This is a genomic window from uncultured Microbacterium sp., from assembly GCF_963524805.1.
In the GTDB taxonomy this organism is placed as follows: Bacteria; Actinomycetota; Actinomycetes; order Actinomycetales; family Microbacteriaceae; genus Microbacterium.
The window spans coordinates 539,352-558,621 of the sequence record NZ_CAURGG010000002.1 but is presented as its reverse complement, the minus strand read 5'-3'; the positions used below and the strand labels follow the sequence as shown (position 1 = coordinate 558,621).

The window sequence follows — 19,270 nt, the reverse complement described above, 5'->3', positions numbered from 1 at the left end:
GGCGGGGATAGGTGGCGCCATGAGCTCGCGCAGCGCGAGCGGCAGCGTCCTCCCGTTCGTCATCATGTCCGCCGTGCCATTCGCTCCCGCATCCGCACGGGCGACTTCGTGACCGCCCGCCATTTCAGTTTGGCGTCCCACCAGTAGGGGCCGCGGACTTCGGGGACGCCGCGGCTCATCCGGATCATCCACCCGCTGCTGTCGAGGGTGCGGTGATGATGCCAGCAGAGGAGCACCCCGTTGTCGGTGTGGGTCGGTCCACCGCGCGAGTGCTCCTGCACATGATGGATCTCGCACCACTCGGCGGGAACGTGGCAGCCGGGGATGATGCATCCGCCGTCTCGGAGGCTGATCGCGCGCCGCTGGTGATGGGTGAAGATCCGCTCCAGCGTGCCGAGCGAGACGATCCTGCCGGTGTCGTCGAACACGACCCGCTGCACGGCGCCGGAGCAGGCGACGTGCCGGGCGGCGGCAAGGGAAATCGGCTCGTCCGAACCACTGATATGCGCGAATCCGCGGCCCGACACCAGATCTTCCGAGCGGACCGAGACCACGAGCGTCGGGGCCGCCCCACCCAGTTGCGGCAGCGCCCCGGAAGCGGCGACGACGGTGAGCACCGTCGCGAGAGCGTCGTGCTGCTTCTGCGCCCGGGACCGGTTGTCCGCCATGGCCGCGCACGGCGCGTCCGGGTCATCGGGGTCGACGGGTCCAGGCTCGCCGGCTGCCTCACGGAAGTGCGGGCCTGCCGGGGCGGGCGCGCCGCCGACCTTCGGGTTCAGCACGCTGTCGAACGCCCGCTGCAACTGCGCGGCGACTTCGGGCAGCACGTGCCCGCGAACCGGGTGCAGCCCGTCGCGGCAGGGGCCGACAGTGAAGCAGCGCTTTCGCGTCGCCCGGGCCTCCCGCGGCTCGGCTCCGTCCTGGTCGAGGTACATCGCCCACACCGTCGCCATGGCACGCAGGTCCTCCGCGCTCGGCGGAGGCGCGGCATCCGCCCCCTCGCCACGGGCGGTTGCCGCCAGCTCCGCATCGGCGGTGAGGATCGCGGCCGTTCCGGCTACCGATGACAGCAGTGGACCGGCCACCGCGACGACACCGTCCACTCCGACCTCGCCGGCCATGAGCGCGTCGCGCATGGCCGGCAGCGCGGCGGGGAGCATCTCGCCCGAGGTCAGCGCGACCGGCTGCATCACCGCCCGGCCCGACCTCACCAGATCGGTCGCGCGCTGCTTCGAGATCCGCGTCACCCGCTGCACCAGTTCGCCGGTCGACCGGCATCCGAACCGCGTCGTCACCCGCTCGGCGGTCGGCAGTCCGTCGGAACGATCGCAGACCTGACCGGTCGTCTCGACGAGCAGGGCCTCGCCCGCCCGCACGATCCGCGCAGCGGCTGCCATGACCTCGAGAACCTCCTTCTCGGACAAGCCACGCGACCCGGCGAACACCTCGTCGACCACGCGGAGCAGGTCGTCGCCGACCCGCTCCAGTGTCGTCGCGAAGCTGCTCATACCTCCATTGTGAGGAGGGCTTCCGACATCAACACGTCGGAAAAGACGCAGATCAAGGGCTCAATCCAGAGCTGTGCAAACTCCAAATCCAAACCACCCTGTGGAGGAAACAACGCTCGAACGCCGCCCGACTCACCTGCCCAGAAACGCCGCCAGCCCGTCGAGCAGCCGATCCGCATCGTCGTCGTTGCTGTACGCCGCTACGCCGACGCGCATGCCGGAGTCGACCGGCAGCCCGAGCGCGCGGAACGGCTCGTATGCATAGAAGCTGCCGGCAGGAGCGAGCACATCGCGCGATGCGAGAAAACGCGACGCCTCCGCGGCATCCCGACCGGCCAGCGTGAAGAACAGGGTCGGCGTCCGCTCGGACGCGCGCGAATGCAGCGTCGCACCGAGATCGGCCAGGCCCGTCTCAATCTGCTGACGAAGAGCGAGCTCGTGCTCATCGATCAGCCGGTTCGCCGCCACCAGCTGCTCGCGCCGAGATCCACCCGCATCACCGAGCGCCGCGATGAAGTCGACCGCTGCCGTGACGCCGGCCATCATCTCGTACGGCAGCGTGCCGAGCTCGAACCGCTCCGGCACTGCGTCCGTCGAAGGCAGCAGCTTGTCGGGGTGCAACGACTCCAGCAGCGCAGTGTCCGCCACCAGCGCTGCGCAGTGCGGCCCGAAGAACTTGTAGGGAGAGCACACGAACAGGTCGGCGCCCAGGGCCGCGGCATCCACCGACGCATGTGCGGCATAGTGCACCCCGTCGACATATACGAGCGCGCCGACGGCGTGCGCCCGCGCGGCGATCACCGCCACGGGTGGGATCGTGCCGAGCAGATTGGATGCCGCCGCCACGGCGACCACCCGCGTGCGATCGTTCACGATCTCATCGAGGTCGGACAGGTCGAGCTCGGCGGTGTCCGGATTCAGTCGCAGCCACCGCACGCGAACGCCGCGAGCCTCGGCCGCCTGCACCCACGGCCGCACGTTGCCGTCGTGGTCGAGCTGCGACACCACGATCTCGTCGCCCTGCGCCCAGGTCTTGGCGAGCGCACGCGAGAAGTCGTACGTCAGCTGCGTCGCACTGCGTCCGTAGACGACACCGCGCGGGTCGGCGGCGAGCAGATCGGCCATCGCCTCGCGGAACCCCCGCACCGTGTCATCGGCATTGCGCTCGCTCGCGACCGACGTGCCGCGGTTGGACAGCGGGCCCGTCAGCGTGCGCGCGATCGCCTCGCCCACGCTCGCGGGGGTCTGCGTGCCACCGGGGCCGTCGAAGTGCGCGATGCCCGAAGCGAGCGAGGGGAAGTGCGCTCTCAGCGCTGCCACGTCCAGAGTCACGGTGCCTGCTTTCGGTCGGGTGCGGGTTTCGGTCGGGTGCGGGTTTCGGTTCATCCGTCACCGGCGTACGTGCGCCGGCCGGTTTCGCGTGCACGGGTGACGGATGAAGGAGGGTGGGCGGAGGGCGATCCGGCTCAGTCGGAGATGAGCGTACCGCCGTCGATCACGATGTTCTGCCCTGTCACGAACGCCCCCGCGGGCGAGGCGAGCCACACGACGGCGCCGGCGACCTCGGCCGGAGTTCCGAAGCGGCGCAGCGGCGTCTTCGCGAGGCGCACGGCGGCGGCATCCGGGTCCGCGGTGATCGGCGTCGCGAACTCGGTCGCGATCACTCCCGGTGAGATCGCGTTGGCGCGAACGCCGCGTCCGCCCCACTGGACGGCGATGTTCCGCGCGAGCTGCGCGTTCGCGGCCTTGGTCACGCCGTAGCCGGACAGCACGGTGTTGCCGCGGAGGCCCGACAGGCTCGACATGATGAGGAACGCCCCGCCACCGCCGTCGGCCATGACCGGGAGGGCGAGCTCGGCCAGCTCAGCCACGGCCCGCACGTGAAGCGCGTACATCCGGTCCATGCGCTCGAGCGCGTCATCCGCGCCGGGCTGGTCGAGCGCCGCTCCGGCGTTGGCGAGCACGGTGTCGATCCGGCCCCAGCGGTGCACGGTCGCTTCGACGAGCAGACGCAGCTGTTCGGCATCCGTCACGTCGCACACGACCCCGAACGCCTCGAGCCCCTGCGCGACAAGATCGGCAGCCACGGCCTCGGGCTCGGAGTCGCGCAGGCCGGCGATCACCACGCGTGCGCCGGCCGCGGCCAGCGCCTCGGCGCACGCCCGGCCGATGCCCGTGCCCGCGCCGGTCACGATCGCTACCTGCCCCGCGCACGAGAAGAGGGCGCCGGGTGAAAGGTCCATGGCCCCATCCTGTCCCGTGTGCGCCGATGACGCGGTGTAGAACTCCACAAATCCGGTGCGCATGCCGGCTCCCAAGCCGCGATGTGGCCCCGGTTCACCCAGATCTGCGGGGTTCTGCACGCGCCGCGCCAGATCTCTGATGCACACCATCACCGAACCCGCATTCCCCCGGGCGGATGCCGCGGCTAGCGTCGAAGCGGGCGCCGATGCCCGAGCCGAGGAGCCGCCATGACCCACGAAGGACTCCGCGATCGCACGATCGTCGTCACCGGAGCGGCCGGAGGTCAGGGCCGGGCCACCGCGCTCCTCCTCGCGCGGGCCGGCGCGCGCGTGATCGCGACGGACGTCATGGATGCCGCTCCCGCGCTGTCCGGAGCGGAGATCGAGTACCGGCGCCTCGACGTGGCGGACGAGTCGGACTGGCGGGCGCTCGCGGAAGATCTGACCGCCGTACTCGCGGGAGAGCCCCTGCGCGGGCTCGTGAACAACGCCGGCATCACCCACCGCACCCGCCTCGGGCAGACCGAGCGTGCCGACTGGGATCGCGTGCTCTCGGTCAACCTCACCGGGCCGATGCTCGGCATCCAGGCCCTCGCTCCGCTGATGGGCGACGGATCCTCGATCGTCAACATCGGCTCTTCGGCCGCGCTGACCGCCCACTATCCGGTCGCCTACACCTCGAGCAAGTGGGGCCTGCGCGGCCTGACGCACGTCGCGGCGACCGAGTACGGGCCTCGCGGCATCCGGGTCAACATCGTCCACCCGGGCTTCATCGAGACGCCGATGACCGCGAACGCACCCGGCGCGATGCGCGACGCGCAGCTGGAGCTCACCCCGCTCGAGCGCTTCGGCGACCCCGACGACGTCGCGCGAGTCGTGGTGTTCCTCCTGTCGGATGCCGCCGCCTATGTGACCGGCGCGGAGATCCCCGTCGACGGGGGCGCGACCTCATCGGCGGGCGTCAAGTACATGTCCGACCGCATCGCCCGCGGCTGATCGCCCGCCGGGCTGACGGTCACCCCGGGCGGTGAGACTGCAACGGCAGGTCGAAACTGCGGGTGAACCCCACGGTCTCGACCTGCAGTTGCAGTCTCACGGTCCGAACGTCAGCCCGCGGACAGCCCCTCGATCGCCTTGCGCGCCCCGCGCACCGCGATCGCGACGCTCGTGAGCGTCGGGTTCATCGAGTTCGCCGTGGGAATCAGCGCGTTGCCGCCCACGACGAGCCCGGAGACGCCCCACACCCGCGAGTACGGGTCGGCGACCGAGGTGCCGTCGTCGGTCTCGCCCATGCGCATCGTGCCCATGTAGTGCAGGCTCGATCCGTTCGGCATGAGCCGCGGCTCCGCGACGAACACCCCGAGCGTCTCGCCGACGCGGCGCAGGTCCGCCGTCGCGGCCTCGATCTCCGTGAGCTCGGCATCCGTCAGCTCGTAGTCGACCGTGAAGTTCGGGAAGCCGCGGTAATCGAGCTCCTCGTCGGTGAAGGTGAGTCCGTCCTCCACGCGCGGGCGCTTGCGCAGGCCGTTGCCCATGTTCACGAAGCCCCAGCGGTTCCCGGCGAACGGGCTGTCCTCGGGCAGCGGGAACGGCGTGTTCTCGGAGTACATCACCTGCAGCGCGAAGGGGTGGTTCGGCTCGGAGAACGGGATGCGGTTCACCGCGGCGACCGGATCGGCGGCGTGCTGCGCGCGCTGCTTCAGCTCGGCGTCCAGCTGCTCCTCGGTCGCGAAGCGGCTCATCTTCTCGGCGTCCAGCGCGACCGTCGTGATGACGACCGGGTGCTCGGTGAGATACCGGCCGAGGGCGGCGGGACGGATGCCGGAGGCCCACAGCAACTGCGGCGAGCGGAACGCGTCAGCCGCCACGACCACGAGGTCGGCCGCGACGAACGAGGTCTCGCGCGTGCGCAGGTCCTCGACCGTGACCCCGGTCACCCGGTCGCCCTCGCGCTCGACCCGGCGCACGAGCGACAGGTCGCGAAGCTCGAAGCGCTCGCTCAGCGGCGACGAGGGATCGATGAGCGGACCGAGCACGAAGTCGGTGCCGCCCCAGCGCATCGATCCGTCGGGCTGCGGATCGCCCGAGACCGGCAGGGTGCTGACACCGTAGCCCTCCGGGAGATCCGCGGAGAACTCCTCCGACAGCAGCGAGCGGATCGCCGCTCCCACCGCGGAATCGGCGAAGGCGGCATCCTGAACGTGAAGCAGGCTCCTGGCCTGATCGATCAGCCCGTCCCACTCGGCATCGGGGATGAACGGGATCTTCTCGCTGAAGGACGGAGACGGCGTCGCGCACGTCCAGTGCGAGCCCTGGCCTCCCACGTTGGTCGCGCCGGCGGCGGCCGCGAACGTCGGCGCGTGCGCCGATCCCTCGCCGCCGAAGTCGAACAGGTGGGTGCCCTGCCGGGCGGTGAACATGCCCTCGATGACCGTGGCGGCCGGGATGCCGAGCGCCTCGCGGTGATCGCCGGCCTGCGGCCCCTGCGACATCTCGCGCGCCCGGGCCTTCGCGTCGGGGTCCTCGATGTTGCGCACGCTCTCGCCGGGCCGGTCGGTGATCTGCGGGCCGGCCTCGAACATGATCACGCGCGCGTCGGGCAGCCCTTCGAGCAGCGTGCGAGCGTAGGTCGCGCCGATCGGACCGCTGCCGACGATGGCGATGGTCGGATGCTGGGACATGGTGTTTCCTTCGATCAGGGTGGGCGATGCTCAGGCGATGGCCGGTTCGGCCTCGACCAGGGGTGCGGAGTCGCGCTCGTCGGACAGCCGCCCGTTCGGCAGCAGGAGTGCGGCGACGACGCCGAGCGCGTACGTCACGGCCAGGCCGAGGAAGATCGGCGCCATCACGCTCGAGTACAGCACGGCGACCTCGGACTGCACGGCCGCCGAGGCCGCATGCACAGCGGAGGGAGTGAGGGTGGCGGCATCCAGCGACGCGGGCAGGCCGAGCGTCACGCCGACGCCGATCAGGCCGCCGACGATCGCGGTCGCGGTGGTCGAGCCGACCTGGCGCACGAGCGACAGGGTCGCCGTGACGCTGCCGGTGTCGCTGCGGGATGCCGCGCTCTGCGCGACCGCGACGATGATGTTCATGAACGCGCCGGTGCCGACGCCGACCAGCGCCATCGCCGCCATCGGCACCCAGAGCGGGAGTCCGGCGGGCAGCTGCGACATGATGAACAGCCCGACCGCGGCGATCGCGGTCCCGATGATCGGGTAGATCCGGTAGCGCCCCGAGCGCGATGCGAGCCAGCCGGTCAGCAGGCTGGAGACCAGCATCCCGAACACCGTCGCAATCGGAACGAGCCCCGACACGGTCGCCGAGGTGCGGTACGCCATCTGGATGTAGGTCGGCACGTACGAGACGACGGAGAACAGACCCACGCCGATCACGGTCGAGAGCACGATGCACACCAGCACCGTGCGGTTCGCGAAGTGGCGCAGCGGCACGACCGGCTCGGAGACCCGCAGCTCGATCGCGATGAACACGACCAGCCCTATCACGGCGACGGCAGCGGCGATCAGGAGCGGGATGCCGGCCTCGAGGCCCTCGGAGCTGACCCAGCTCGCCGCCAGGACGAACGCGGTCACGGTCACGCCGAGCACGAGCGCACCGGCGATGTCGAAGCGCCGCCCGGAGCGGCCCGCGATGTGCGGCACCGCGATGACCGCGAGCGCGAGGGCGATCAGGCCCACGGGGATGTTGATCCAGAACACCCAGCGCCAGCCCCACGCATCGGTGATCAGGCCGCCGGCGAGCGGGCCGACCAGGATCGCGATCGGGAAGGCGGCCCCGATCATCGCCATCACCTTCGGTCGCTCGCGCGGTGTGGTCACCTCTCCCACGATCGTCTGGGGCATGAGGTGCAGGCCGGCGGAGCCGACGCCCTGCGCGACGCGGGCGAGCGCGAGCTGGGTGATGTCCTGCGCGAGTCCGCAGAACAGCGACGCGACGATGAACAGCGCCAGGCTCGCCAGGAACACCACGCGCGCGCCGATGAGGTCGGCGAGCTTGCCGATCACGGGCAGCAGCACCGTGCTGGCCAGGGTGTACGAGACGATCACCCAGCTCATCTGCTCGACGGCGCCGAGATCACCGGTGATCGTCGCGAGCGAGGTCGAGACGACGGTGTGATCGAGGGCGCCGAGGAACGAGACGGTCAGCAGCGAGACGATGAGGAGACGGAGCCTCCAGGCAGAGAGCGGCATATGCGAGTCACCCGATGGATCGGGTCGTCGACGCGACAGTGTGTGCCTGACCCGCCGCATCACGGGACAGAACGGACCAGAACGGCCCCGACGTCACGTCCATTCTATGCCCACTTATGTCGAAAAGCAACCGAACCTGAGCCCGCAGCGTCGGCATCCACCGCGTCACCGACGTCGCTGAGACTGCATCTGCACGTCGAGACTGCGGGGTTAGCCCACGGTTTCGACGTGCAGATGCAGTCTCGCGGTCAAGAGACGCTACTCGCGCCGGACGGGCACCTGCTCCGGCTCGAGCTGGATCGCCCAGCCCTCGATCGTGCCGGCGTTCTCGTACTCCTCGATCTGCAGGATGCGGCGGCCGCGGTCCACGTCATGCGGGAGGGATGCCGTCACGAACGCGCTGATCGTGAGCCACGCGTTCTCCTCGAAGGCGATCCCCTCGAGCACCAGGACGTTGGCGTCCACGATCTCGCGGGTGTTCGCCGCCGCCCGCGGCGAGGCGGCCGAGACCGCACGCGCCCCGTTCACCTTGTTCGCGGCGACCACACCGGCCGCGCCTTCGTCGAGCACGAGCACGCCGAACGCGTCGACCCCGGCATCCTGATCCTTCACGACGGCCACCCCGACCGCGATCGCGAACCGCGGGTAGTCATCGCCCGGGTCCAGCTGCTCGGCACCGTGCCAGACGACCTCGTGCCCGGCCGCTTCGGCCCGCGCCTGCAGCGCCCGGCCGAGCTCGTAGCCGCCCGAATCGGCGGCGAAGTGGATGCGCGTCATTGTCCTGACCCTTCCGCGGTCGTCACACCGGAGGTGCGACGAACAGGCCCTTGTCGATGTCGTTGAACGATTCCCGGGCGATGAGCTCGCTCATCTCCTGCGCGGTGCCCCACTGGTCCTGATTGGAGACGTCCTTGATGTTGAGCCGGTGCGGCTCCCAGGTCTCCTCGTCGACGACCGACAGCTCGGTCGTGTACTCGATCGTGTTGCCGGCCGGGCTCAGGAAGTAGGCGAACGTGTTGTCGCCGGCGTTGTGCCGACCGGGGCCCCAGATCATGCGGGCGCCCGAGCGCAGGATCTTCCCGGCGCCGCGCATCCACTCCTCGATGCCCCGCATCTCGAACGACAGGTGGTGCAGCGAGTGATGAGGACCCATCGCGATCGCGACGGAGTGGTGCGTGGCGTTGCAGCGCATGAAGTGCATCATGCTCGCACCGTCGGGGCGCGTGAGCGAGTCCGAGATGGAGAAGTCGAGGTGATCGATGTACCACTGCGCCGACTGCTCGAGGTTCGCGGAGTTGAACACGACGTGCGAGAGCTTGGCGGGAATCGGCTCGCGCTCGCGGATCTTGCGCGCCTCGCGCGTCTCGTAGCCGGTCGAGAACTCCAGCACGCGGCCGTCGCCGTCGAAGACGCGGAAGCCGTAGCCGCCGCTGAACCCGGTCAGCTCCTGCGGCTCGTGCACGAACTGAACGTCCTCGGCGTGGAGCTTCTCGGCCAGCGCGTGCACGTCGGCACGGTTGGCGACCGCGAACCCGACGAGGTCGATGCGCTTGTCGTCCTCGCGCAGCCGCAGGATGAACGGCTCGCTCGAGCCCTCGGCCGCGAGGTAGCTGAGGCCGGGCCCGGCGTTCACTTCGGTCAGGCCCCAGAAGTTCACGAAGAAGTCGCGCTCCGTCTGAAACTCCGGCACCGCGAGCGCGGCGTACCGCAGATGGGAGACGAGTCTTTCGGTCATGGCGTGTTCTCTCTCTGAGCAGATTCTCTGCGTCTGTTTCGCGGCCGCGGGCGGGCGGGCGGAAGCGGCGGAGCGGCCACCGCCGCACCCACGCGGGCTGTCAGCTCCCCGACTCCCTCGACCACCATGCGCACTTCGTCGCCCTCGGCCAGCGGCGGGGGCGTGAGCCCGCCGGCGCGGCCCCATAGCTCCCCCAGGCAGCCGCCGTTGCCGACGGTGCCGGAGCCGAGCACGTCACCGGGCACGACCCTCGAGTTGCGGGCTGCGTAGGCGACGAGGTCCGGGAAGGGCCACGCCATGTTGGAGACGAGGTCTTCGCCGGTCAGGATGCCGTTGATGAAGACCTGCGCCTGCACGGCGAGAAACCTGTCGTCGTCGAGGAACGGGGCGAGCTCGTCCGCGGTCACGATCCACGGGCCGAGCGAGGTGCCGAAGTCCTTGCCCTTGGCCGGACCCAGACGCACTTTCATCTCCCGGGCCTGCAGGTCGCGGGCCGACCAGTCGTTCATGATCGTGTAGCCGAAGATGTGGGATGCCGCGGCATCCGGTGTCAGGTTGGCTCCGTCAGAGCCCTCCACCCCGCCGATCACGGCAGCGAGCTCGAGCTCGAAGTCCAGCCGCTCGCTCACGGGCGGACGCACCGGCTCGTCGGGTCCGAGCACCGTGTGCGGATTCGTGAAGTAGAAGGTGGGCGCCTGGTACCACTCCGGCACGACCTCGCTCTTGCCCTCCACGCCGGCGCTGACTCCCTCGACGTGCTCCTCGAAGGTGACGAAGTCGCGGATCGCGCCCGGCACGAGGGGCGCCAGCAGCTGCACATCCGCGAGCGGGGTGCCGGCCGCATCGGCTCGCGCGAAGAGCGCGTGCGCGGCATCCAGCCCCTGAGCCAGCACGTCGGCGACGGTCAGTCCATCGGGGAACGGCACGACGCGGTCATCGACCACGAAGCCCTCGCCCGTGTCGGCCCCCGGTCCCTGTGGTTCGACAGGCTCACCAACCGGCCGAAGGGTCCAGCGTGCGATCCTCATGCCCGCACCAGCGACTCGAGAAGGGCCGCGGCGTTCCCGCCGAGGATGCGTTCGCTCAGCTCGGACGGCAGACCGGCGCCGCGGACGAGCGCGACCGGATCATCCAGGCCCATGTCGAAGGGGTAGTCGCTGCCGAGGACGACCTGCGATCCGCCGGCGACCTCGACCAGCGTCCGCAGCGCGTGCGGGTCGTGCACGACGGTGTCGAACCAGATCTTGCGCAGGTAGGTCGACGGAGCATGCTCGCACTTGCGGGCTTCGGGGCGCACCTTCCAGGCGCGATCCGATCGTCCGATCGCGGTCGGCAGATACCCGCCGCCGTGCGCGGCGACGATCTTGAGACCCGGATGCCGGTCCAGCACTCCCGCGAAGATCAGGTGCGACAGCGCGACCGCATTCTCGGCGGGCTGTCCCACCGTGTTGGCCAGATAGAACCGGTCGAGGCGCTCGTCGAGGCTGCAGCCGAAGGGGTGGAGGAAGATCACGGCGCGCAGCTCCGCGGCACGGGCCCAGAAGGGCTCGAGGCGCGGGTCGGACAGTTCGACGTCGCCGGCGAACGACGAGATCTCGACGCCCGCGAGACCCCGGCCGAGCACGGCGTCATCCAGGCACTCGACGATGCGCTCGGGATGCTGCAGCGGCACGAGACCCAGACCGGTCAGGCGATCGGGCGCCTGGGCGACGTGCGCGGCGACGAGGCGGTTGGCTTCGTTGGCCGCCCAGACGGCCAGACCCTCGGGCGCCCAGGGGTAGAAGTGATTCGGCGAGGCGCTGACCCACTGGCGGTCGACGCCCTGCGCGTCCATGTCGGCCAGGCGCACCGACACATCGGTGAGCTTCGGAATGCGGGCGCCCACCATGGGGCCCGACACCGCCTGGCTCTCGGCGCCGTTGCGCTTGAGCTCCAGCGCGGCGGCCTCGCGGACGAGTTCCGGAGCACGGTTCTCGACCTCGGCGTGCAGCGACGGCAGCAGGACGTGCGCGTGGACGTCGGTGACCTGTGTCTGAAGGTTCGTCATGCGGGCTCCGCCATCCGATGCGCGATGCCGAAGATCAGGCCCGGGGCGTCCGCGTCGCGGTCGCCGTCGATCTGCCACTGCCCGAGCTGCACGGACGCCTCCACGACGGCCGTCGCACGCGGAAGGCGGCGCGCGTGGAACTCATCCCAGAGCGCGGCATCGAGTTCGTCGCGCGCGATGAGCAGTTCGGTGAGCACGAAGGCGTCTTCCAGCCCCTGCGCCGCACCCTGCGCGATGGTGGGAGGGCAGCTGTGGGCCGCGTCGCCGATGATGACGACGCGGTCGCGGTTCCAGGGGGCCGGCACGATGTGCTTGGTGAACCAGGTGTAGTTCGCCGGAGCACCGGCGGCGAGGTCGTCGCGGATGGAGTTCCAGGGGCCGTCGTAGGCGCGGGACTCCTCGAGCATGATGCGGGAGGCGTCTTCGTCGCTGATGCCGAAGCGATCCTGCGCCTTCTCGACGAGGAAGGCGTACATGGAGTTCTCGCCGGTCGGGGTGTACCCCGCGATGTAGACCGGCCCTCCGTAGTACAGCTCGCTGCGCTCGACCTCGGCCGGGCGGGAGACGAAGGAGCGCCAGATGCCCATCCCGGTCGGCTCGGGCTTGGTCTCGATGCCGATCAGCTCGCGCACGGTGGAGTTCAGGCCGTCGGCGCCGACCAGCAGGTCGTAGACGCCCGCCGACTCCTCGTTCACGAAGACCTCGACGCCGGCATCCGACTGCTGGATCCCCGTGACCTTCGCGCCGAACGTCACCGTCGCGCCGGCCTTCTCCGCCGCCGCGAAGAGGATGCGGGCGAGCTCGGCCCGGGGCATGCCCATCGCCGCGGGGTAGTCGGGACCGCCGGAGTTGACGTCGGGCAGCTGCGCCACGACCGGCGCACCGGGGCCGGGCGCACGCAGGTGCAGACCCTGGAACACGTAGCCCGCCTCGCGGATGTCGTCCCACACGCCCAGCGCGTCGAAGACCCGCAGGGCGTTGCCCTGCAGCGAGATGCCCGATCCGCCGAGGCTCAGCTGCGGGGCGGCCTCGAACACGTCGACCTCGACGCCGGCCTTCGCGAGCTGGATCGCTGTGGCGAGGGCCGCCACTCCACTGCCGGCGATCGCCACCTTCTGTACTGCGGTCATTTCAGAACCTCTCTGTCCCTGTGCTGTCTGGGGGTGCCGGATCTAGCGGATCGCGACGGGGTTGATGGGTGAGCCGACCGCTCCGGTGATGGGCAGCGGCGGTGCGGAGAGCAGGAAGTCGTAGCGGCCGGACTCGGCGCAGGCCGTGCCGAGAGCCTCGAGGTCCCACATCTCGCCGATCGTGAGCCCGAGGTTGGGGATGACCACCTGGTGCAGCGGCTGGAACGCGGGCGCGTCGAACTCGTTGGGTCGCACCTCGAACCCCCACGTGTCGGTGGCGATCGCCGCGATCTCGGTGCGGTGCAGCCAGGCCGCGGTCGTGAGCGACAGCCCGGGGGCGGGCCCGCCGGCGTAATCGCCCCAGCCGTCGCGCCGCGCGCGTGCGAGCTGTCCCGTGCGGACCAGCACGATGTCGCCGCGGCCGACGGTCACTCCCTGCGCCGCGGCGGTCGCCTCGAGGTCGGCGGCCGTGATCGCGTAGCCGTCGGGCAGCTCGCCGGTGCCCGGCTGCAGGTGCCGGGTCACGTCGAGCAGGACGCCCCGCGAGACGATGACGGATGCCGCATGCTCGATCCCCGTGACGAGGTCGCCCTCGCTGGTGACGACATCGCCGGCGCGACGGCCGTTCCAGGCGTTGCCGTGGTCGAAGATGTGGCCGAGGCCGTCCCACTGGGTGGAGCACTGCAGGGGCATGGAGATCACGTCGTCCGCCCCGCCGATGCCGTGCGGGAAGCCCTGGTTGCCCCGTTCGGCGTCGACGCCGGTGTCGGTCATCGTGTGCACCGGGTTGGTGCGGCGGCGCCAGCCCTTCTGCGGTCCGTTCGTGTCGAACGCCTGCGACAGCGAGATCACAGCGCCCTCACGCACGAGCGCCGCAGCCTCGATGCGCTTGGCGGCGTCGATGAAGTTCAGCGTGCCGAGCACGTCGTCCTCCCCCCAGCGCCCCCAGTTGCGGTACGCCTCGGCGCGCGCGCCGATCTCGGCCTCGGGGTTCGCGCGATCGAGGTCTGCGGGGTTCTCGCTGAGAGCGCTCATGGCTTCGGTTCCTGAGTAGGCGCGTCAGCGCCGTATCGAAGGACGCACCGCACGACCTGGGTGCCCAGGCCCGAGATCGATCCGGTCATGACATCGCCGTCGCGCAGGAACCGCTTCCAGTGCTGACCGTTGCCGGCGGGGCTGCCGGTCAGCAGGATGTCGCCGGGCAGCAGGGGCATCGTCTGCGATGCACCCGAGATGAGCGCGGCGATGCCGAACAGCAGATCGTCGGTCGAGCCGTCCTGCATGACCTGGCCGTTCAGCTCCAGGCGCACGTTCAGATCGGCGCCGTCGACGAACGGCGCCGGCACCAGGAAGGGACCGGTCGGCAGGAATCCCGGGGCGTTCTTGGAGCGGTACCAGTCCGTGCCGATCTCCTTCATGTCCTTGCGGAACACCAGATCGCGCGTCGTGATGTCGTTCACGATCGTGTAGCCGGCGACGTGCTCGAGGGCGTCTTCGCGCGACACGCGGAAGGCCTCGCGACCGATCACGATCGCGAGCTCGAGCTCCCAGTCGTGCACGTCGCTGTAGGCGGGCAGCACGAGCGGCACATCGTCGCCCACGACGCAGGCCGGCAGTCCGATGAAGAAGTACGGCTCGCCGTTCGCGGCACGGTCGTCCATCATCTTCGCCGCGAATTCGCGCGCCTCCTCGGGCGTGCGGTCACTGTTGTTCGTGAGGCCGGCGGCGACCAGCTCGATCACGTGCTGCCGGTAGTTCGCACCGGCCTGCAGCACCTGCCGCGGCTCGACCGGTGCCGTCAGGGTCACGTCGGCCAGCGGCATCCACTCGCCCTCGCCGTCGACGAGCGCACCGAGGCGGTCCCACTCCGGCGCGGCCAGGAAGGCGTTCAGGCTCGGGGCTCCGAGATCGTCGGAGCTGAGGGCCCGGATGCGGTCGCCCGCGACGAGCCCAAGGGCGACGGAGTCCCCGTCACGGAAGCGAGCCAGTGCGAACGGCGCGTCGAGTCGGTCGGTGGTCATGGTGTGGTTCCGTTCATCGTGCGAGTGGTGTACCGGGCGGCGCGGCATTCACGGCGAGCCGCCCGGAAAGCGGGTCAGCCCTGGCCGTGCTTGGCGTAGGGGTTGAACAGGGCGGCCTTGATCTCGTCGGGCACGCCCTCCTCCGTGGCGCTCGGGCCGTCTGCGGCGGGGAAGGACTCCGTCATCGACATCGGCATCGCGCTGTTGCGGTAGAAGTTGTTCGACCCCTGCGAGGGCTTCCAGGTGTTCGCCACCCAGTCCGGCACGTAGTTGCGGTAGCCGCCGGTGTTCAGTTCGATCCGGAGGCTGGAGGGCTCGCGGTAGTAGAGGAACGTCTGCTCGCCGATGCCGTGGATGTTCGGCCCGTATTCGATGGGGGTGCCGTTCTCCATGAGCGTGTCGGCGGCGATGAGAAGCTCCTCCCGGGTGTCGACCCAGAAGGCGTAGTGGTTGATCCGTCCCGCACGGCTGGAGCCGTCGAGCACGACGCCCAGGTCATGCGACTTCTCGTTGGTGGTGAGGACGGAGAACACCGAGATGGGAGCTTCGTCCAGGACCGTGCGGGCCATGAACCGGAAGCCGAGGACGTCGACGTACCACTGCACGAACTCGTCGACATTGCTCGCGGCGACGGTGACGTGGTCGAGCTGGCGCGGTGCGCCGGCGACCTTGCTGCGCTTCTCGGGGCGATCGGGGTAGATCGATGCGACATGTCCCGGTGCGTCGTGACGGGTGACGTCCCAGTGCAGGGTCATCGAGTGGCCGAAGGGGCCGGTGAAGCGATATGCGCGACCGATCTTGTGGACGTCCTCGATCCACTCGCCGTGCACGCCGGCGGCCTCGATCCGCTTGGCGGCCTCCTCGAGCGCCTCCGCGCTCGAGGTGCGCCACGCCATCGTGGCGAGACTGGGCTCATCGCCGGGGAGGATGACGAGCGAGTAGGCGTAGTAGTCGCCCCAGCAGCGCAGGTAGACAGCGCCGTCCACGCGGTCCACGACCGTGAGTCCGACCTGGTCTTCGTAGAACTTCACGGATGCCTCGACATCCGGCGCGGTGATCGCGACATACGACAGGTGAGAGAGGAGCTTGATCATCGTCGATCCTTTCGGCAAGACAGCGGGGAATCCCGAAAACCACTTTCGCCTGAGACAGGCATATCCGGGAATCCCCTATCGCCTATGTCAAGAATCAGCCGCGTCTATGGCCTCGGCGAGCGCCGCGTCGGCGCGGAGGTCATCGAGATCGGGCGCGAGGTCCGCAGCCGTGAGCGACTCGATGGCGCGGCGCACGGCGAGTCGCTCTGACGACTCGAACAGCGTCGGAGCGATCAGGACTCCCGCCCGGGTCGACGTCGTCACGCGCACATCGGCCGCCTCGAGCCGCACGTCGGTGCGCGTCTCGCCCAGCGCCTCGGCTCGGATCCACCCCCCACGCGGTCGTTCGCTCGGCGCGACCGAGAGCGTGACGGGGATGCCGGATGCCGTCCGCAGCAGAGTCAGTTCCCGGTCCCCTCCCACCACGGCGAGCGGTTCCCGAGCGAGCACTCGCAGCCAACCGAGAGCGTCGCGCCGGACGGCGCTCATCCGCGCCGCCCCCGCCCCCGCGTCGGCGGACAGAGCGCGCGCCGCCGCGCCCTGCCTGCCGGCGGCAGCAGCCTGCGCGACATCGTGCCGAAGCAGCGGCCGCTCGATGATCAGGGGAATGCGCAGCTCGTCCGCCAGGAGCCTCAGGCCGTCCGCCGGAACGACCGCGGGGTCTGCCACCAGGATCGCGATGGCGCCGGATGCCGCGGCCTCGAGCGCGGCATCCACCCAGCCGGTCGCCCCGCCGAGCACCACCACCGCGCCGGCGACATCGTCGGCGAGCCGGGCGCTCAACGGCAGCTCCGCGATCGCGGCGCGGAAGCGGCCGACCGGAGCCACGACGGGGACCGCGGTCACCGGATGCCTCCCTCGATCAGCTCGGCCGCGGAGTCCGCGAGCGTGAGCGCGTACATCGCGTCATCCAGCAGCTCGTCGTACTCGACGACGCTCGACCCGTTCAGCACGTCGGCCAGCGCCCGCCACTCCGCCTGATACCCGTCGACCGGGTTGATCGGATACCGCGTGCGCTTTCCGGTGTCGGCGGTGACGTGCACCTCGGCGCTGCCCGAATGCACGAAGGCCGGAGGGAAGGACACCTCGAGAAGGTCGGTATCGGTCGTGATGTCGAGCCGCCAGAGCGCGTCGGCGCCGTCCGGCAGCATCACCGTCGTCAGACGCACGGGAATGCCCGACGCGCGGTAGCCGACGACGTAGCCGATCGGCGCGACGGCCCGAGCGAAGAGAACCTCTTCGATCATCGGCGCGAGATCGCGCAGCATCGGCAGATCGTGGACGGCCAACCCCGTGATCAGCTGGCGGACCACGGATGCCGCGATGGGCGGCACCGACAGATCGGGGGCACCGCGACCCGGAGCAGCGGCGGGGCTCGACAGCTCGGTCACGACCTCGTGGTAGCGCCCATTCGGTGGCAGGGCGAGGGTGACCGAGATGGCGCGGACGGTGTGCTCCCCCGCGAGCAGATAGTGCTTGGCGCGGCCCCAGGCCGGGTCGTACAGGTGATTCGTGCCCACCAGCAGGGCCGTCCCGGCCTCTCGGCACGCGTCGATGACGGCCTGGGCGTCCGCCGTGGTCGTGGCCAGCGGCTTCTCGCAGAGAACCGCGCGCTTTCCCGCCGCGACGCTGGCGAGGATCTGCGCGGCGTGCTCAGCGGGCGGGCTGCACAGCACGACCACCTCGACGCGCTCATCGTGGAGCAGCTCCTCGATGCCCGACGACGACCGGGCGCCGACGCGCTCCGCCAGTTCGGCAGCCCGACCGCCGCCGGAATCCGAGATGTGCACCACCTCGAACTCCGCCGCGAAGCGCGACAGAGTCGGCAGATGCAGCGCGGCCACGCCGGGGCCGGCGCCCACGATTCCGACGCCAAGGGGCATGGCGGTCCTTTCTAAGTTTTGCTTGAAGAGTACCTAAGTTGAGAGAAAGATGACGATAGTTTCCTTCAAATTGTCAGAATCAGCAGTGAGTTGTGTGAAAATCGACCATGGCGAAAGAGTCCACGCTGCGCTTCGGCGCTCAGACCGATGAGGTGACGAGCCTCCTGCGCATCGTCAACATGGTGCGCGACGGAGAAGCATCCACGCGGCCGGAGATCGGCCGGATCACCGGTCTGGGTCGCGGCGTCGTGACGCAGCGCGTCGAACAGGCGATCGAGATGGGCTACCTCGAGGACGGGGCGTTCGGACCGTCCTCCGGCGGCCGGGCACCGCGCACCCTGCGCTTCCGCGGCACCCGGGGACGCATCATCGTCTGCGCCCTCGGGGCTCTGCACATCCATGTGGGCGTCGCGATGCTCGAGGGCGACATCCTCGAGCAGACTCATCGCGCCTGGGACATCGCCCGCGGCCCCGCCGAGACGCTCGACACCGCGCTCGCGATGATCGACGACGTCCTGAGCCGCACGCCCGACGTGCCGGTCTGGGGCGTCTCGGTCGGCATCCCCGGCCCGGTCGACTTCGATTCGGGCCGTCCGGTCGCTCCGCCCATCATGCCGGGCTGGAACGGATTCGACATCCGCCGCCGGTTCGAGGAGCGCTACGGCGCTCCGGTATGGGTCGACAACGACGTGAACCTGCTGGCGCTGAACGAACGCAGTCGCAGGCGCGAAGAGAACCTCGATCTGATCTACTGCAAGGTCGGATCCGGCATCGGAGCGGGACTGCTGTCGCAGGGCCGCATCCACCGCGGCGCGAACGGAGCCGCGGGAGACATCGGTCACGTGCGGGTCGCCGGCTCGGACGCCGTCTGCCGGTGCGGCAAGATCGGCTGCCTCGAGGCTGTCGCGGGCGGCTGGGCACTCGTGCGCGACGCCGAGATCGCCGTCGCCGAGGGGGCAGGCGGAGCTCTTTCGCGGCGGGCCGAGGCGGGAGAAGCGCTGACCCCCGAAGTGGTGGCCCGGGCGGCCGAGAACGGAGACGCGCTGGCGATCTCGTTGATCCAGCGATGCGCGCGGGTGGTCGGCGAATCCATCGCGGCGCTGGTCAACATGTTCAACCCCAGCGCGATCGTCATCGGCGGCGCCGTCGTCGGCGCGGGCGAGGTCTTCCTGGCCGAGGTCCGCCAGCGCGTGTATGAGCTCTCCCTGCCCCTGGCCACCCGGGATCTGAGCATCGTGCAGTCGCAGAACGACCGGCGCGAGCCGCTGCGCGGCGGCGCGGAGATGGTCCGCGAACAGCTGTTCGACCTGACCTTTCCCCGCTGGTTCGCCGAGGGGCACCCGACGATCGCCGCAATCCACGGCGCCGGTTGACACTTCTTACGATTTTCGACAAAAG

The 19,270-nt window shown here is 70.1% G+C and carries 17 protein-coding genes; 2 read left to right on the top strand and 15 right to left on the bottom strand.

Annotation, left to right across the window (positions count from 1 at the left end; translation table 11 throughout):
* Positions 1 to 62 precede the first annotated feature (62 nt).
* The 3 genes from RWQ91_RS07145 to RWQ91_RS07135 form a co-directional block, all read right to left on the bottom strand.
* Positions 63 to 1,508 carry a DUF222 domain-containing protein gene (locus tag RWQ91_RS07145; RefSeq protein WP_314504105.1) on the bottom strand — a complete coding sequence of 482 codons (1,446 nt, stop codon included), beginning with the start codon at positions 1,506 to 1,508 and terminating at the stop codon, positions 63 to 65.
* A 132-nt stretch (positions 1,509 to 1,640) separates the two neighbouring features.
* On the bottom strand, positions 1,641 to 2,840 hold the full coding sequence (locus RWQ91_RS07140; RefSeq protein ID WP_314504103.1) for a cysteine desulfurase-like protein: 1,200 nt from the start codon (positions 2,838 to 2,840) through the stop codon (positions 1,641 to 1,643).
* 134 nt (positions 2,841 to 2,974) lie between these two features.
* Positions 2,975 to 3,751, bottom strand: coding sequence for an SDR family oxidoreductase (locus RWQ91_RS07135; RefSeq protein ID WP_314504101.1), 777 nt, complete (start codon positions 3,749 to 3,751; stop codon positions 2,975 to 2,977).
* Positions 3,752 to 3,979: 228 nt separating this feature from the next.
* Between RWQ91_RS07135 and RWQ91_RS07130 the strand changes: the two genes are divergently transcribed.
* Complete coding sequence (locus RWQ91_RS07130; RefSeq protein ID WP_314504099.1) at positions 3,980 to 4,747, top strand: SDR family NAD(P)-dependent oxidoreductase; 768 nt, start codon at positions 3,980 to 3,982, stop codon at positions 4,745 to 4,747.
* 110 nt (positions 4,748 to 4,857) lie between these two features.
* On the opposite strand, the gene RWQ91_RS07125 is transcribed toward RWQ91_RS07130, so the two are convergent.
* From RWQ91_RS07125 to RWQ91_RS07070, 12 genes are all read right to left on the bottom strand, one after another.
* Positions 4,858 to 6,432 carry a GMC oxidoreductase gene (locus RWQ91_RS07125; RefSeq protein WP_314504097.1) on the bottom strand — a complete coding sequence of 525 codons (1,575 nt, stop codon included), beginning with the start codon at positions 6,430 to 6,432 and terminating at the stop codon, positions 4,858 to 4,860.
* Positions 6,433 to 6,462: 30 nt separating this feature from the next.
* A complete protein-coding gene (locus tag RWQ91_RS07120) occupies positions 6,463 to 7,962 on the bottom strand; it encodes an MFS transporter (RefSeq protein WP_314504093.1) in 1,500 nt (499 codons plus the stop codon).
* 258 nt (positions 7,963 to 8,220) lie between these two features.
* Positions 8,221 to 8,739 (bottom strand): RpiB/LacA/LacB family sugar-phosphate isomerase, encoded by a 519-nt coding sequence (locus RWQ91_RS07115; protein WP_314504090.1) that lies wholly within the window; start codon positions 8,737 to 8,739, stop codon positions 8,221 to 8,223.
* Positions 8,740 to 8,761: 22 nt separating this feature from the next.
* Positions 8,762 to 9,697, bottom strand: coding sequence for a VOC family protein (locus RWQ91_RS07110; protein WP_314504088.1), 936 nt, complete (start codon positions 9,695 to 9,697; stop codon positions 8,762 to 8,764).
* Positions 9,694 to 10,725, bottom strand: a complete 1,032-nt coding sequence (locus RWQ91_RS07105) for a fumarylacetoacetate hydrolase family protein (protein ID WP_314504086.1) — start codon at positions 10,723 to 10,725, stop codon at positions 9,694 to 9,696. The genes RWQ91_RS07110 and RWQ91_RS07105 overlap by 4 nt, the downstream gene beginning before the upstream one ends.
* A complete protein-coding gene (locus RWQ91_RS07100; RefSeq protein ID WP_314504084.1) occupies positions 10,722 to 11,744 on the bottom strand; it encodes an amidohydrolase family protein in 1,023 nt (340 codons plus the stop codon). Before RWQ91_RS07100 ends, RWQ91_RS07105 begins: the two co-directional genes overlap by 4 nt.
* The gene (locus RWQ91_RS07095) at positions 11,741 to 12,874 is read right to left on the bottom strand and encodes an FAD-dependent monooxygenase (protein ID WP_314504081.1); all 1,134 of its coding nucleotides are present in this window, start codon (positions 12,872 to 12,874) and stop codon (positions 11,741 to 11,743) included. The genes RWQ91_RS07100 and RWQ91_RS07095 overlap by 4 nt, the downstream gene beginning before the upstream one ends.
* Before the next feature lie 42 nt (positions 12,875 to 12,916).
* Positions 12,917 to 13,909, bottom strand: coding sequence for a cyclase family protein (locus tag RWQ91_RS07090; RefSeq protein WP_314504079.1), 993 nt, complete (start codon positions 13,907 to 13,909; stop codon positions 12,917 to 12,919).
* Complete coding sequence (locus tag RWQ91_RS07085; protein WP_314504077.1) at positions 13,906 to 14,895, bottom strand: fumarylacetoacetate hydrolase family protein; 990 nt, start codon at positions 14,893 to 14,895, stop codon at positions 13,906 to 13,908. The genes RWQ91_RS07090 and RWQ91_RS07085 overlap by 4 nt, the downstream gene beginning before the upstream one ends.
* A 74-nt stretch (positions 14,896 to 14,969) precedes the next feature.
* Positions 14,970 to 15,989, bottom strand: a complete 1,020-nt coding sequence (locus tag RWQ91_RS07080) for a VOC family protein (protein WP_314504074.1) — start codon at positions 15,987 to 15,989, stop codon at positions 14,970 to 14,972.
* 87 nt (positions 15,990 to 16,076) lie between these two features.
* Positions 16,077 to 16,835 (bottom strand): hypothetical protein, encoded by a 759-nt coding sequence (locus tag RWQ91_RS07075; protein WP_314504073.1) that lies wholly within the window; start codon positions 16,833 to 16,835, stop codon positions 16,077 to 16,079.
* Positions 16,832 to 17,872, bottom strand: coding sequence for a Gfo/Idh/MocA family oxidoreductase (locus RWQ91_RS07070; RefSeq protein ID WP_314504071.1), 1,041 nt, complete (start codon positions 17,870 to 17,872; stop codon positions 16,832 to 16,834). Before RWQ91_RS07070 ends, RWQ91_RS07075 begins: the two co-directional genes overlap by 4 nt.
* Before the next feature lie 107 nt (positions 17,873 to 17,979).
* On the opposite strand from RWQ91_RS07070, the gene RWQ91_RS07065 reads away from it, so the two are divergent.
* Positions 17,980 to 19,245 (top strand): ROK family protein, encoded by a 1,266-nt coding sequence (locus tag RWQ91_RS07065; RefSeq protein WP_314504069.1) that lies wholly within the window; start codon positions 17,980 to 17,982, stop codon positions 19,243 to 19,245.
* Positions 19,246 to 19,270: the final 25 nt, after the last annotated feature.

Bases quoted from the DNA above. Each gene is read 5' to 3' on its own strand.
- RWQ91_RS07145 (WP_314504105.1), bottom strand. From the start codon at position 1,508: ATGAGCAGCTTCGCGACGACACTGGAGCGGGTCGGCGACGACCTGCTC.
- RWQ91_RS07135 (WP_314504101.1), bottom strand. From the start codon at position 3,751: ATGGACCTTTCACCCGGCGCCCTCTTCTCGTGCGCGGGGCAGGTAGCG.
- RWQ91_RS07130 (WP_314504099.1), top strand. From the start codon at position 3,980: ATGACCCACGAAGGACTCCGCGATCGCACGATCGTCGTCACCGGAGCG.
- RWQ91_RS07125 (WP_314504097.1), bottom strand. From the start codon at position 6,432: ATGTCCCAGCATCCGACCATCGCCATCGTCGGCAGCGGTCCGATCGGC.
- RWQ91_RS07120 (WP_314504093.1), bottom strand. From the start codon at position 7,962: ATGCCGCTCTCTGCCTGGAGGCTCCGTCTCCTCATCGTCTCGCTGCTG.
- RWQ91_RS07115 (WP_314504090.1), bottom strand. From the start codon at position 8,739: ATGACGCGCATCCACTTCGCCGCCGATTCGGGCGGCTACGAGCTCGGC.
- RWQ91_RS07110 (WP_314504088.1), bottom strand. From the start codon at position 9,697: ATGACCGAAAGACTCGTCTCCCATCTGCGGTACGCCGCGCTCGCGGTG.
- RWQ91_RS07105 (WP_314504086.1), bottom strand. From the start codon at position 10,725: ATGAGGATCGCACGCTGGACCCTTCGGCCGGTTGGTGAGCCTGTCGAA.
- RWQ91_RS07100 (WP_314504084.1), bottom strand. From the start codon at position 11,744: ATGACGAACCTTCAGACACAGGTCACCGACGTCCACGCGCACGTCCTG.
- RWQ91_RS07095 (WP_314504081.1), bottom strand. From the start codon at position 12,874: ATGACCGCAGTACAGAAGGTGGCGATCGCCGGCAGTGGAGTGGCGGCC.
- RWQ91_RS07090 (WP_314504079.1), bottom strand. From the start codon at position 13,909: ATGAGCGCTCTCAGCGAGAACCCCGCAGACCTCGATCGCGCGAACCCC.
- RWQ91_RS07085 (WP_314504077.1), bottom strand. From the start codon at position 14,895: ATGACCACCGACCGACTCGACGCGCCGTTCGCACTGGCTCGCTTCCGT.
- RWQ91_RS07080 (WP_314504074.1), bottom strand. From the start codon at position 15,989: ATGATCAAGCTCCTCTCTCACCTGTCGTATGTCGCGATCACCGCGCCG.
- RWQ91_RS07070 (WP_314504071.1), bottom strand. From the start codon at position 17,872: ATGCCCCTTGGCGTCGGAATCGTGGGCGCCGGCCCCGGCGTGGCCGCG.
- RWQ91_RS07065 (WP_314504069.1), top strand. From the start codon at position 17,980: ATGGCGAAAGAGTCCACGCTGCGCTTCGGCGCTCAGACCGATGAGGTG.